This window comes from Tsuneonella sp. CC-YZS046 (assembly GCF_035581365.1).
Taxonomy (GTDB): domain Bacteria; phylum Pseudomonadota; class Alphaproteobacteria; order Sphingomonadales; family Sphingomonadaceae; genus JAWKXU01.
Map to the genome: position 1 here is coordinate 595,403 of NZ_CP141590.1, position 11,929 is coordinate 607,331.

Below are 11,929 nucleotides of genomic sequence, written 5' to 3' on the forward strand. Positions count from 1 at the left end.
CGGCATATAATTGCTAATAGATTGCAATAGCAAGACAGAAATCTCGTTCAGTGTGATCGAAGGGGGGCGAGAAGGATTTTCCTACATCGCGCAAATCTGGCTTATCCCGAGGGATGCGACGCAGAACATCCGCGCCCTCGCCCGTCGCTCTTTTCCCAGCAGGACGACTCTGGGAGAAGCGCCCCTTGCGAAAGGTCACACTCGATGCGCGCTGGCTTTACGCCATGGTGCGGCCGTTTACCGCGCGCAAGCGGCGCGCGCAGGCCGAAATCGCAATGCACATTTCCGGCGTTCTGCGTCAACCGGCCGGGATGGCGAGCGGGGCGGAAATGACGGGGCAGGGCGAAGGATGATGGACGTTCCCCGCCGCCCGTCACTCCCCCTGCGTCATCTCCGCGATCACTTCCGCGCCGGTCTTGCGGGTGGTCGCTTCGGTGAAATGGTAATAGGGTGGCTGCTGGTCCACGAAGATTTCGCTGGTCAGCGTGAAGCCGTCCGCGCCGGGAAAGAACCCGGCGAGGCAGGCATAGCTGCCCGCGGGCTTGTAGAAATAGAACAGATGGGTGCCGCAGCGGCGGCAGAAGCCGCGCTCCGCCCATTCAGACGAGGCATAGCGGGTGACATGCTCCGCTCCCCCGATCTCCAGCTCCCTTCCGGCGGGCAGGGCGATGAAAGGCCCGCCGCCCCAGGTCCGGCACATGGTGCAGTGGCAGGCGTCGAGGTGCGGTTCGGCCGGGGTGGCGCGCAGCGTGACCGCGCCGCACAGGCATTGTCCTTCAAGCGGGGTGGCGCGGGCAGTCTCGCTCATGCTTCGCTTCCTTCCGAGTCTCCGGGCGGTGAGCATCACCCCTTTGCCCCCGGCGGGCAAGGCGAATGGGACCGGCGCGGGCTTGTCTGCGCCGCGCGGCGGGCGCATGAAGGGGCCATGATCCGCAAGCCCGCTTTCGCCGCATCGCTCGCCCTGCTGCTCTCTGCCTGCCAGTCCGGCGTGAAGCAAGATCCCGCCGACGGCAATGTGCCGGGCGACAGCGCCTCCACCCGGCCCTATGACGGGATCGCGGAAGGGGAGACGGTGCGCTTTACCGGCACCGAGCCGTTCTGGGGCGGGCAGGCCACCGGCACCGTGCTCAATTACTCCACGCCCGAGAAGCCCGATGGGCAGACCATCACGGTGGAGCGGTTCGCCGGGCGCAACGGCGTTTCCTTCACCGGCAAGCTGGAAGGGGAGAGCTTTTCGCTGGCGGTCACGCCCGGCCAATGCAGCGATGGCATGTCCGACCGGGCCTATCCCTTCCATGCCACGCTGCGCGTGGGAGACGGGATTCGCAGCGGCTGCGCCTGGACGGAAAAGCAGCCCTTCACCGGCGAGGCGCATCCATGAGCGGGGAGACAATTCGCGTCGCCGCCTGCCAATGCGGCCAGTTGAAGGCGCATTGCACTGGGGATGCCGCGCGCATTTCGATGTGCCATTGCCTTGCCTGCCAGCAGCGGACCGGCGCGCCATTCAGCGCCAACAGCCGCTTCCCGCGCGTCAATGTGCGGATCGAGGGGGAAAGCAGGCAATGGAGCCGGACCGCCGACACCGGCAATGGCGTGGCGCATCATTTCTGCCCGGACTGCGGCACCACGGTTTATTGGGATCTGGCGGGCTTCCCCGATGTGATCGCGGTGGCGAGCGGGCTGTTCGCGGACCCGGCCTATCCCGCACCCGCGATCTGCGTGTGGGAGCGGCATCGCCATCCCTGGACCGACCATATCGCCGCGCTGCCGATGCAGCGCTGGCCGGGCGCGCCGGGCTAGATTGACTGCAGAAGCGAGAGGGGTGCCATGTTCAAGATATTGCTGTTCGTCAAACGCAAGGCCGGGCTGACGCGCGAGGAATTCATCGACTATTACGAGAACGGGCATGTCCCGCTGGTGCGCGGCAAGGTGCCGCCCGCCCGGCTCTATCGCCGCAATTACGTGATGGAAGGCGCGGAGGTGAGCGGCATCGCCGGGGCCTCGGCGGTGGCGCTCGGCTTCGATTGCGTCAGCGAGATCGGCTTCGCCACGCGGGCGGAAGCGGAGGAGCATATCGCGGCCTATCTCGACCCGGCGAACAATCCCGAAATCGTGGCCGACGAGAACAATTTCATCGAGCCGGGCGGGCTGACCTTCGTGCTGGTGGAGCCGCGCCAGACCGCCGATTACTCTGGTTGACGGGGCCGAGGAGAGGGGGCCGTCAGCGCGGTTTACCTGCGGCGCGGTAAACGATACGCTGCGGTTTCATCTGCAACAGTTCAATTAAGGGGATTCCGATGCGACTTGCCGGTTGGGTGGCTGTGCCGATTGCCTGCGCGATGCTTGCGCTGGCGGGTTGTGGAAGCAAGGGCGGCGAAGAGGCCGCGGGCGAAGCTGTCGCCGGGGATGCCGTCGCCGGGGCGGATGCCGCTTCGGACGAGACGGCTGCCGCTTCGCCGGAAGCCGCGGCCAGCCCCGCTGCGGATGGCGTGGCCGCTCCCACCGCCGCCCCGGCCGCGACGGAAACGCCCGCCGCCAAGCCCGCGGGCGGCGGGGGCGATCTCTCCGCCTATGTCGGGAAATGGCCGTTCGATGCGGTGAATGGCGTGACGTGGAACGACAATCCGGCGGTCAAGGCGGCGATCGACAAGACCGTCACGGATGCCGCCGTGCGCAAGGCGATCCATACGGTGGATGGCCCGGCCAGCACGATCGAGCTTTATCAGGGCAAGGTCGCATCCTGGTCGTGCGAGGCGCATAATTGCGGCGATCACCAGTGGAACGTGATGGTCGATCCCAAGAGCGGCGCGGCCGATGTCTGCTATCACAACGAAGCGAAGACGCCTGGCCAATCCCGCTGGTTCCTCGCGAGCGGGAAGGTGGAAACGCGCGCCGGAAACTGTTCCACGGAATGAGAATTGCGGCGATCGAATAGAGAATTGCCGCATACTCTTTCCGTTCCGGGTAAAGCAGGATAGTTTCCGGCCCGGTTACTTGAAGGAGAGGGGTAGATGATAAGGAATCTTTCGGCCGAATTCTTCGGCACATTCTGGCTGGTCTTCGGCGGTTGCGGGTCGGCGGTGCTGGCCGCGGCCTTCCCGGAACTGGGCATCGGCTTCGCGGGGGTATCCTTCGCCTTCGGCCTGACCGTGCTGACCATGGCCTATGCCGTGGGCGGCATTTCGGGCGGGCATTTCAACCCCGCGGTTTCGCTGGGTCTGGCGCTCGCCAACCGCTTTTCCTGGGGGCATCTGGTGCCCTATTGGGCGGCCCAGGTGGCCGGCGCGATCGTGGCCGCGGCCGCGCTCTATGCCATCGCCTCGGGCAAGGCGGGCTTCGCTCCGGGCGGATTCGCATCCAACGGCTTTGGGGAGCTTTCGCCCGGCGGCTATTCGCTGCAGGCGGCCTTTCTGGTGGAAGTGATCCTCACCGCCGGCTTCCTGATCGTGATCCTGGGTTCCACATCCCGGGCGGCGCCCGCCGGTTTCGCCCCGCTGGCGATCGGTCTGGCGCTGACCCTGATCCACTTGGTGTCGATCCCGGTGACGAACACTTCGGTCAATCCGGCCCGTTCCACCGGCGTGGCGCTCTTCGCCACGACCAATGCGATTCCGCAGCTCTGGCTGTTCTGGCTGGCGCCGCTGATCGGCGGCGCGCTCGGCGCGGCGATCTGGCGCTTCCTGCTGATGCCGGGTGAATCGCCCGCTCACATCGCGCGGGATGAAACCGCCCATTGAGCATCCGAGGGGGTGGGGAAGGGAGCTTCCCCGCCTTTTCATTGCCTAGATGCAGGAACTCAGGGCATTTAGCGGCGTTGCTCTGCGTTGAGAGTTACGCTGATAGGGAAAACCGTGTCGCAGGGGTCTGGCAAAAATCCGTATCCGGGCAACGATCCGCTGGATCGCATCCCGGCAAATGAGGGACCGGACGTATGACCGTGCGGCCTGTTTGCACGATCCTGCTGCTCGACGATGAGCCGCTTATCCTCATGGATCTGGAATTTGCGGCGCAGGATGAAGGATGCCGCAGCCTTTGCGCCACTACGGCCGGGCAGGCGCTTTCCTTCCTGGCTGGCGCGGAGCGGATCGACGTGGCTGTGCTCGATGTGACGTTGCAGAATGGCGAAACCTGCCTGCCGGTCGCGCGGGAGCTTCAGAGGCTGCGCATTCCCTATCTGCTCCATTCCGGCGATCTCGACCGCCGCTACCAAACGGTGCGTGAGCTGGATTCGGAACTGATCGCCAAGCCCGCCTGCTCCTCCCGGGTTATCCGGCGGGCGATGAGCTATGTCGGGCAACGGCCCGATATGCGGATAACCGGCGTGGATTGATGTTTGCGGGCGGGATCGCAGCAGGTGGGAGAAGGATCATGAAACTTGCTTTGGTGGTCGCGGGTTGCTCCTTTGCCCTGGCGGCAGGGTGCGCGCCCACTGCCGATGAGCCGCGCGAGGCGTCCATCGCGGACGGCCGCGAATGCTTCTGGCCGGGCGACGTCAATGGCTTCAACACTGTGCGGGACGCTGAATCCGGTTCCAACCGGATCATGGTGAGCGCGGGCGCAAATCGCCGCTTTCTGTTCGAGACTTTCGGTCCCTGCCCCGATCTGAACTTTGCGGAGAACATCGGCTTCGACCAGCACGGTTCGGGCCAGATTTGCCGGGGCGTGGATGTGACCCTGCTGGTGCCCGGCGTTACCGGCACCCAGCGTTGCCCGGTCCGCATGATCCAAAGGCTGACCGAGGACGAGGCCAAGGCGCTGACCGCCCGGGCCAGGAAATAAGCCCGGCCGCCGTCCGTGTTCGTTGCGGCCTATTGGTGGGAAGTGCATCCCGGAAAGGAAGAGCAGTTTCGCGCTGCCTGGCGCCGTGGAACCGAGCTCATCCGGGAAAGATACGGCAGCCTGGGCTCCCGCTTGCACCGGGAGGATCGCGACGATGGCGCAATCCGCTTCATCGGCGTCGCGGAATGGCCGGACCGGCAGACCTGGCGCAAGGCGTTCGATGCGAAGATGGTGTATGACGAGCCGGAAACCCGCGCGGCCTTCGTGGAGGCGATCAGCGATTGGGCGGAAGAGCCTCTCCTGCTGATGGAGATGACGGACGATCTTCTGGATCGCAGCCCTTGAAACTTTCCGGAAAGAAGCATCGCAGAACGCTTGAGTCCGTAGCGAAAGCGGGCAAATAGGGAGCACTTACTATCTTCCCAGCCACAGGATATTTCCCATGACCGAAGCCGTTCCGGCCTGGCTCGCCCAAGCCCTGCCCAATGCGCGCCCCGCCCATGCCGCCTTGACCGCGGCGAAGCTGGGGAGCGAGGGCTTGATCGGCAAGTCCGGCTTTCGCCTGACCAGCGTTGCCTTCGATCATGGGGAAGAACTCGATCCGTGCTTTACCGCGGACGAGGAAGATGCGGTTGCACCGCCGCTGGAATGGACCACGCCTCCGCAAGGTGCGCTGGAGCTGGTGCTGGTGGTGGAGGATCCGGATGCGCCAGGCGGAAAACCGGCTTGCCACTGGCTGGTCTGGGGGCTTGCTGCGCAATTGGGCAAGCTGATGGAAGGCGAAACGCCGCCACGGGTCGGCAAGAATTCAAAACGCAACAGCGAGTGGTTGCCGCCCGAGCCGCCGCATGAAGATGAGCCGCATGATTATGTGTTCCAGCTCTTCGCGCTGGATCTGCCCTTGACCTTGATGCCGGGCGCGACCCGTGAAGAATTGGTTAAGGCCATGGAAGGGCATGTGGTGGGCATCGCGATCCTCGCCGGCACCTATGCGCGCGCTGAAGATGACGAGGATTGGGACGATGACGAGGATGGCGATTGAGCCCCTGCGGCTCAGCGCCGGGGCGTCCACCCCGGCGGAGCAAGGGTGAAGCCGGCGAAATCGAAGCCGGGCGCGACCACGCAGGATACCAGCACGAAACCTGACCGGCCGCCGGGTTCCGGGTCCGCGGCTTGCCAGTGGGCGGCGGAGACCACGTGCTGGATGGCATGACCGGAAAGCAGGTCGGGGCCGAGGATGATGCTGTCGATCGGACCGCATTCCTGGGGGGCGGTGGACAGCCTCAGGCAGTCCCCGGCATGCCACAGCCAGATCTCCGCGGCATCCACCCGGTGCCAGTGGGATCTCTGGGACGCTTCGAGCAGAAAAAGAATCGCGGTGGCGGCCGCGCGTTCGCGATTGGTCGTCGGCGCGCGCCATGTCTCGCGGAACCAGCCACCTTCCGGATGCGGCTTGAGCGCGAGTCGTTCGATCAGCTGCTTTGCGGTGAGGCCTTCCATCCGCGAAGTTTGCCCGGCATGATGCCGGCTGGCCAGCACTTTAGGGCCAGGACCTGCTATCCGGGGGCAAAATCGATGCGGGCGTTGTTATTTGCCGTGGCGCCGTTCCTGCTGGGCATGATGGTTTCGGCTGGGGCTGGGGCGCAAACGCCCGAGCAGCTTGCCAGGGCCGCGCTCGAAGCCGCGCCGGTATGGGATGGCCACAACGATGTGCCGATCCAGTTGCGGGGCCGGTATCGCAACATGATCGGGGGCTTCGATTTCGAGGATACGACAGACACGGGCAGGGATGCTCCCACTGGCCAGGTGATGCATACCGATCTCAAGCGCCTGCGCGAAGGCCATGTCGGCATGCAATTCTGGTCGGTCTTCGTATCGACCGAGCTGAAAGGAGCGGACGCGGTTCAGGCGGTGATCGAGCAGATCGATGTCACCCGGCGCCTGCTGGCGCGTTATCCCCGGGAGCTGCAGTTCGCGCGCAATTCCACGGAGGTCGAGCAGGCCGTCAAAAAGGGGCGCATCGCCTCGCTGCTGGGCATGGAAGGCGGCCATTCGATCGGCTCCAGCCTTGCCGTGCTGCGCCAGATGCATGCGCTGGGCGTCCGCTACATGACGCTGACCCATTCGAGCAACACGCCATGGGCCGACAGCGCCACGGACAAGCCCGAACATGACGGGCTGACCGATTTCGGCCGGGACGTGGTGCGCGAGATGAACCGCATCGGGATGCTGGTCGACCTCAGCCATGTCAGCGAGGCAACGATGCTCGATGCGCTGGAAGTTGCCCGTGCGCCTGTGATTTTCAGCCATTCGGGGGTGCGGGCGGTGAACGGCCATGCCCGCAATGTGCCGGACGGCGTCCTGCGGAAGCTGAAGGAGAATGGCGGGATCGTGATGGCGGTCGCCTTGCCGAGCTATGTGAGCGAGCCGGTGCGGAACTGGCTGGCCGATCGCGAGGCGGAAAGGAAGCGGCTGGAATCGCTATGGCTGGGGCAGCCTCAGGAGGTCGAAACCCGCCTTGCCCAATGGGTCGAAGTTCACCCCGAACCCAAGGCGACGATTGCGCAGCTGGCCGATCATATCGACCATATCCGGCAGGTGGCCGGGATCGACCATATCGGGGTGGGCGGCGACTATGACGGCATGGCGACCGGCCCGGAAGGGATGGAGGATGTTAGCGGCTATCCGGCGCTGTTCGCGGAACTGGCGCGGCGCGGCTATACGCAGCCGGAACTTGAAAAGATCGCGAGCCGCAACATGATGCGGGTCCTGAAGGCGGCCGAAGCCTATGCCGCCGCCCATGCGGGCGATCCGCCGATAGAAACTCCGGTGCCGGAGTAGATCGGGGCGGTTTACAGGCTTGCCAGGGTGGCAGGGTCGCGCTGCCCGTCATAAAAGCTGTCCAGGGCTTCGGCAAAGCAGGGCTGGTTCGGCCCCACCGCTTCGAACAACGTCATCGAACTGCGGAACTTCATCGCATCGATGGTACCGAAAATGGCGGCAGCGGATTTCCGGCTGCTCCAATCGAGCACGGCCTGCGTCGATTCCAGCAGGCGAGGGCCCAGTATCCTGTGCTCCAGATAGCGCTGGGCCTCCGGGGCGCCGGAAATCGCATAGAGGTAAGCCATTTGGCTATGGCCCAGGCCGCTGATCTGCGGAAAGACGAACCACATCCAATGGGTCTGCTTCCTGCCCGCGCGAAGCTCCGAAAGGGCGCGGGCATAGGTTCCGTCACGATCCTGCGCGGCGACGAACCGTTCGAGGCCGGGCGGTTCCATGGATCGAGTCCTGTTTCGGGCGGATTCTGGGGGGCGGAAGGTGCAGGCATGGCCGGGCGGCTGACCCGCACCTTCCGGATCAGAAGCTGATCGCGCCCGTTATCCAGATGATGGACAGCAGGGCGATCGCGAGGAGCGTGCTGATAATCAGCACCCAGCGGACGATGTGAGGGGTCGAGCCGCCACGGGCTTCGTCCGTTTCCACATGAATTTCCCCGCCCCGGTTTTCCATGATTGATCCTCCATAGTTCCCAACGGTCACCTGGACCCTGAGGAAACTACGTTCGACCGGGGCGAATGTTCCTGTCGCGGCAGCCGCGATCAGTCTCGCAGGAGATCGTTGATGCCGGTTTTGGCCCGGGTCTGCGCGTCCACGGTCTTGACGATGACGGCGCAGTAGAGCGACGGGCCGGGCGTGCCGTCGGGCAAGGGCTTGCCCGGAAGGGAACCGGGCACGACCACCGCATAGGGCGGAACCTTGCCGATGTGGATCTGGCCGGTGGCGCGATCGACGATCTTGGTGGAGGCGCCGATGAACACGCCCATCGAAAGCACCGCGCCTTCGCCGATCACCACCCCTTCGGCCACTTCCGAACGGGCGCCGATGAATGCCCCGTCCTCGATCACCACCGGCCCTGCCTGCAGCGGTTCCAGCACGCCGCCGATGCCCGCGCCGCCGGAAATATGCACATTCTTGCCGATCTGCGCGCAGCTTCCGACCGTCGCCCAGGTATCGACCATGGTGCCGTCGCCGACATAGGCGCCGATATTGACGAAGCTGGGCATCAGCACCACGCCCTTGCCGATATAGCTGCCGCGCCGGGCAGCCGCGCCGGGAACCACACGGAAGCCGGCCTCGCGGAAGCGCGCCTCGTCCCAGCCTGCGAATTTGGAGGGAACCTTGTCGAAGGCCGGGGCGCCGGCGGCGCCGTTGGGCACGGGAATATTGTCATTGAGGCGGAAGGACAGCAGCACCGCCTTCTTGAGCCACTGATTGACCTTCCACCCGCCATGGCCATCCGGCTCCGCCACGCGCGCCGCGCCGCTTTCGAGCAGGGCGAGGGCTGCTTCCACCTTTTCGCGCACGTCCTGGCTGGCGGGAGTCACTGCGTCGCGGGCTTCCCAGGCGGCTTCGATGGCGCTTTCGAGTTCGGCGGACATGGTGAGGCAACTCCCTGCAGGATGGTATGGCAATGGTCGGTGCGCCTAATCGCTTGCGGCGGGGGGGGCAAGTGCCAGTGTCGCTCCGGGCTTGCGGCGAGGTGTCTCGGGAGTAAGAAGCTTAAAACCGATCGGAAGTGGAGAGAGGCATGGATCTGGAAGGACTTTTCGGGCTGGGCGGACGGATCGCGCTGGTCACGGGAGGGTCGAGGGGGATTGGCCGGATGGTGGTGGAAGGGCTGCTCGCCGCCGGATGCTCCCGGGTCTATATCTGCGCCCGCAAGCAGGAGCAGCTCGATGCGGCCGCGGCGGAACTGGGCGAGCGGGTGGTGCCTCTGGTGGCCGATATCGGCAAGATTGAGGGCATAGACGCGCTGGCCGCCGAGCTTTCGCGCCGGGAGGAGCGGCTCGACATCCTGGTGAACAATGCGGGGGCCGCCTGGGGCGCTCCGTTCGACTCCTTTCCGGAAGCGGGCTGGGACAAGGTGGTGACTTTGAACATGAAAGCGCCGTTCTTCCTCACCCAGAAGCTGCACGGCCTGCTGAGGAATGCGGCGGCTTCCGGCAGGCCGGCCAAGGTCATCAATATCGCCTCGATCGACGGATTGAGGGTCAATCCCTGGGAAACATATTCCTATCAGGCATCGAAGGCCGGCCTCATCCACCTGACCCGGCGCATGGCCGCGCGCCTGATCGCGGATAACATCGTCGTCAATGGAATTGCCCCCGGAGCCTTCCCCAGCGACATGAACCGCGCCGCGCGGGATGCGCCGGAGGTGGCCGCGCAGGCGATCCCGGCGAGGCGCACCGGCACCGCGGAGGATATGGCGGCGGGCGCCGTCTATCTGGCGAGCCGGGCAGGCGATTATGTGGTGGGCACGACGCTGGCGATCGACGGCGGCATGGTGGATGCGCAGGCGTCGGCCAGCTTTGGGAATGCGGGCGGCGGCTGAACGCCGTCGGGCCGCAGGCTATCCGCCCGCCGTCAGCTCCCGGACGAAATCGACCAGGCCAGTCTGGCGCGCGCGGCGCATACGTTCCGCCTGCAGTATGGTGCGCACTTTCGCGAAGCAGGCGTCGATGTCGTCGTTCACCACGACATAATCGTAGCCGTCCCAATGGCTGATCTCGGAGCGGGCGCGGGCCATGCGGCCCGCAATCACTTCCGCGCTGTCCGTCCCCCGCGATGACAGGCGCCGCTCCAGCTCGCCGATCCCGGGCGGCAGCAGGAAGACCCTGACGACATCCGCTTCCGCGCGCTGGTAAAGCTGCTGGGTGCCCTGCCAGTCGATGTCAAACAGGAAATCCTGCCCTTCCTTCAGCCCCGCCTTGATCTGGGCCTTGGGCGTTCCATAGAAATTGCCGAACACTTCCGCCCATTCGAGGAAGGCTTCTTCGGCCGCCATGCGCTCGAAGGTGGGGCGGTCGACGAAGATATAGTCTTTCCCTTCGATCTCGCCCGGCCGCATCGGCCGGGTGGTGACGGAAACCGACATGCGCAGATCCCCGTCACCGGCCAGCAATTTGCGGGCAATGGTCGTCTTTCCCGCGCCGGAGGGCGAGGAGAGGATGAACATGAGCCCGCGGCGCTTGAGATTGTCGGTGGTGGCCATGCTGCGCTGTGGCGCAAGCCCATGCCGGAAATCAAGCCTTTCGGAACTGATGGCGCGCGGCAGCTAAGGGTGGCCGGGCGGAAGTCAGGCGTTATCGGCCATTTCGCCGAGCGCCTTTTCGCCTTCCACCCTGGCCCGGGTCCTGCTTTTGCTGCGGTCGAGCAGGGTCTTGCCGAGCATTCCGGTTCCCACCAGCAGCGCGCCGGGGACGGAGCGCATGGCCAGCTTCACGACGATGGTGTTGAACACCGTCTCCCCGAAAGTGCGGCCCTGCACGATTTCCTTTGCCTTCTTCCGCCCGTAGCCGCGCAGCATCCGCCGTTCGACGCCACGGCGAACGACGGCGGTGGCGCCGCGCAGCAGAATATCGGCAAGGATGAAATTCGTGCTGGGATCGGGGCTTGGGCCGGGAATGCTGGCTTCGTTCTTCGACAGCTTCCTGTAGCTGGGAGTTCGCTTCGATCCGCTCTTTCGTGCCATTCCGCCCTCGCGTCTGGCGGTCAGGCAAAGGCGCTGCCGCTTACTTTTTCCTGCCGAAATCCACAGTGACGACGTTCGAATCGCCATCGCCCCCCTCAACGGGCGAATCACCATCCTGTTCCGTTGAATCGTTTTCCGCATCGTCGTGCGGTTCGGGTTCCATATTGTCCGCCGCCGCCTGGAACTGAAGGCCGAAATCCACGGCAGGGTCCACGAAAGCGGTGATCGCGGCGAAGGGAATGACCAGCTTCGCAGGGACCTGGTTGAAGCTCAGCCCCACGGAGAACCCGTCATCGTCCACCGACAGATCCCAGAACTTGTTCTGGAGGACGATCGTCATCTCATCCGGGAATCGCTGGCGCAAATGGCTGGGGATGGAAACCCCGGGCGCTCCGGTCTTGAAGGTGATGTAGAAGTGATGGTTGCCGGGCAGCGTCCCCCCGGTGCCCTCTATCTCGCCCAGCACACGGCCTACCACGGCGCGGAGTGCTTCCTGGACGATCTCGTCGTAAGGGATCAGGCTATCGGGCGTTTCGTCGCTCATGCCGTCAGAAGTGCCGCTGCCCATTGAGCCGGTCAAGGATAAAGCGAGTGGCGTGATGCTTTCGCGGCGCGTAT

At 65.0% G+C, this 11,929-nt stretch carries 20 protein-coding genes; 12 read left to right on the forward strand and 8 right to left on the reverse strand.

The features are described 5' to 3' along the window. Positions 1-185: 185 nt before the first annotated feature. Entirely contained in the window at positions 186-353 is a 168-nt protein-coding gene (locus tag U8326_RS02950; RefSeq protein ID WP_324742232.1) for a hypothetical protein, read from the forward strand. A gap of 20 nt (positions 354-373) precedes the next feature. On the opposite strand, the gene U8326_RS02955 is transcribed toward U8326_RS02950, so the two are convergent. Beyond that, positions 374-808, reverse strand: coding sequence for a GFA family protein (locus U8326_RS02955; protein WP_324742233.1), 435 nt, complete (start codon positions 806-808; stop codon positions 374-376). Between the two features lie 117 nt (positions 809-925). Between U8326_RS02955 and U8326_RS02960 the strand changes: the two genes are divergently transcribed. The 9 genes from U8326_RS02960 to U8326_RS03000 all read left to right on the forward strand — a co-directional run bounded on the left by U8326_RS02960 (position 926) and on the right by U8326_RS03000 (position 5,821). Continuing rightward, on the forward strand, positions 926-1,381 hold the full coding sequence (locus U8326_RS02960) for a hypothetical protein (RefSeq protein ID WP_324742234.1): 456 nt from the start codon (positions 926-928) through the stop codon (positions 1,379-1,381). After that, a complete protein-coding gene (locus U8326_RS02965; protein ID WP_324742235.1) occupies positions 1,378-1,800 on the forward strand; it encodes a GFA family protein in 423 nt (140 codons plus the stop codon). The genes U8326_RS02960 and U8326_RS02965 overlap by 4 nt, the downstream gene beginning before the upstream one ends. Before the next feature lie 27 nt (positions 1,801-1,827). Next, the gene (locus U8326_RS02970; RefSeq protein ID WP_324742236.1) at positions 1,828-2,199 is read left to right on the forward strand and encodes an EthD domain-containing protein; all 372 of its coding nucleotides are present in this window, start codon (positions 1,828-1,830) and stop codon (positions 2,197-2,199) included. 98 nt (positions 2,200-2,297) lie between these two features. Continuing rightward, complete coding sequence (locus U8326_RS02975) at positions 2,298-2,915, forward strand: hypothetical protein (protein WP_324742238.1); 618 nt, start codon at positions 2,298-2,300, stop codon at positions 2,913-2,915. Between the two features lie 96 nt (positions 2,916-3,011). Continuing rightward, complete coding sequence (gene aqpZ, locus U8326_RS02980; RefSeq protein ID WP_324742239.1) at positions 3,012-3,737, forward strand: aquaporin Z; 726 nt, start codon at positions 3,012-3,014, stop codon at positions 3,735-3,737. A gap of 194 nt (positions 3,738-3,931) precedes the next feature. After that, a complete protein-coding gene (locus U8326_RS02985) occupies positions 3,932-4,330 on the forward strand; it encodes a response regulator (RefSeq protein WP_324742240.1) in 399 nt (132 codons plus the stop codon). A 38-nt stretch (positions 4,331-4,368) separates the two neighbouring features. Then, positions 4,369-4,779, forward strand: coding sequence for a DUF6491 family protein (locus U8326_RS02990; RefSeq protein WP_324742241.1), 411 nt, complete (start codon positions 4,369-4,371; stop codon positions 4,777-4,779). A gap of 15 nt (positions 4,780-4,794) precedes the next feature. Further along, entirely contained in the window at positions 4,795-5,124 is a 330-nt protein-coding gene (locus U8326_RS02995; protein ID WP_324742242.1) for an antibiotic biosynthesis monooxygenase family protein, read from the forward strand. Between the two features lie 97 nt (positions 5,125-5,221). After that, a complete protein-coding gene (locus tag U8326_RS03000; protein ID WP_324742244.1) occupies positions 5,222-5,821 on the forward strand; it encodes a YbhB/YbcL family Raf kinase inhibitor-like protein in 600 nt (199 codons plus the stop codon). Positions 5,822-5,832: 11 nt separating this feature from the next. Here U8326_RS03000 and U8326_RS03005 read toward each other — a convergent pair whose 3' ends face one another. Continuing rightward, positions 5,833-6,279: a cupin domain-containing protein gene (locus U8326_RS03005; protein ID WP_324742245.1), complete on the reverse strand. Its 447-nt coding sequence runs from the start codon at positions 6,277-6,279 to the stop codon at positions 5,833-5,835. 117 nt (positions 6,280-6,396) lie between these two features. Here U8326_RS03005 and U8326_RS03010 point away from each other — a divergent pair, with 117 nt between their 5' ends. Next, positions 6,397-7,620, forward strand: a complete 1,224-nt coding sequence (locus tag U8326_RS03010; RefSeq protein ID WP_324742247.1) for a dipeptidase — start codon at positions 6,397-6,399, stop codon at positions 7,618-7,620. 11 nt (positions 7,621-7,631) lie between these two features. On the opposite strand, the gene U8326_RS03015 is transcribed toward U8326_RS03010, so the two are convergent. The 3 genes from U8326_RS03015 to dapD form a co-directional block, all read right to left on the reverse strand. Then, positions 7,632-8,057 (reverse strand): DUF1810 domain-containing protein, encoded by a 426-nt coding sequence (locus U8326_RS03015; RefSeq protein WP_324742249.1) that lies wholly within the window; start codon positions 8,055-8,057, stop codon positions 7,632-7,634. Between the two features lie 79 nt (positions 8,058-8,136). Beyond that, positions 8,137-8,289, reverse strand: a complete 153-nt coding sequence (locus U8326_RS03020) for a hypothetical protein (protein ID WP_324742250.1) — start codon at positions 8,287-8,289, stop codon at positions 8,137-8,139. 89 nt (positions 8,290-8,378) lie between these two features. Beyond that, a complete protein-coding gene (gene dapD, locus U8326_RS03025; protein ID WP_324742251.1) occupies positions 8,379-9,218 on the reverse strand; it encodes a 2,3,4,5-tetrahydropyridine-2,6-dicarboxylate N-succinyltransferase in 840 nt (279 codons plus the stop codon). A gap of 149 nt (positions 9,219-9,367) precedes the next feature. On the opposite strand from dapD, the gene U8326_RS03030 reads away from it, so the two are divergent. After that, positions 9,368-10,171 carry an SDR family oxidoreductase gene (locus U8326_RS03030; protein WP_324742252.1) on the forward strand — a complete coding sequence of 268 codons (804 nt, stop codon included), beginning with the start codon at positions 9,368-9,370 and terminating at the stop codon, positions 10,169-10,171. Between the two features lie 18 nt (positions 10,172-10,189). Here the strand turns inward: U8326_RS03030 and gmk are convergent, their stop codons facing one another. The 3 genes from gmk to U8326_RS03045 form a co-directional block, all read right to left on the reverse strand. Further along, complete coding sequence (gene gmk, locus U8326_RS03035) at positions 10,190-10,831, reverse strand: guanylate kinase (protein WP_324742254.1); 642 nt, start codon at positions 10,829-10,831, stop codon at positions 10,190-10,192. Between the two features lie 84 nt (positions 10,832-10,915). After that, the gene (locus tag U8326_RS03040) at positions 10,916-11,311 is read right to left on the reverse strand and encodes a hypothetical protein (RefSeq protein WP_324742256.1); all 396 of its coding nucleotides are present in this window, start codon (positions 11,309-11,311) and stop codon (positions 10,916-10,918) included. A 40-nt stretch (positions 11,312-11,351) separates the two neighbouring features. Then, positions 11,352-11,855 carry an SspB family protein gene (locus U8326_RS03045; protein ID WP_324742258.1) on the reverse strand — a complete coding sequence of 168 codons (504 nt, stop codon included), beginning with the start codon at positions 11,853-11,855 and terminating at the stop codon, positions 11,352-11,354. Between the last annotated feature and the right edge of the window lie 74 nt (positions 11,856-11,929).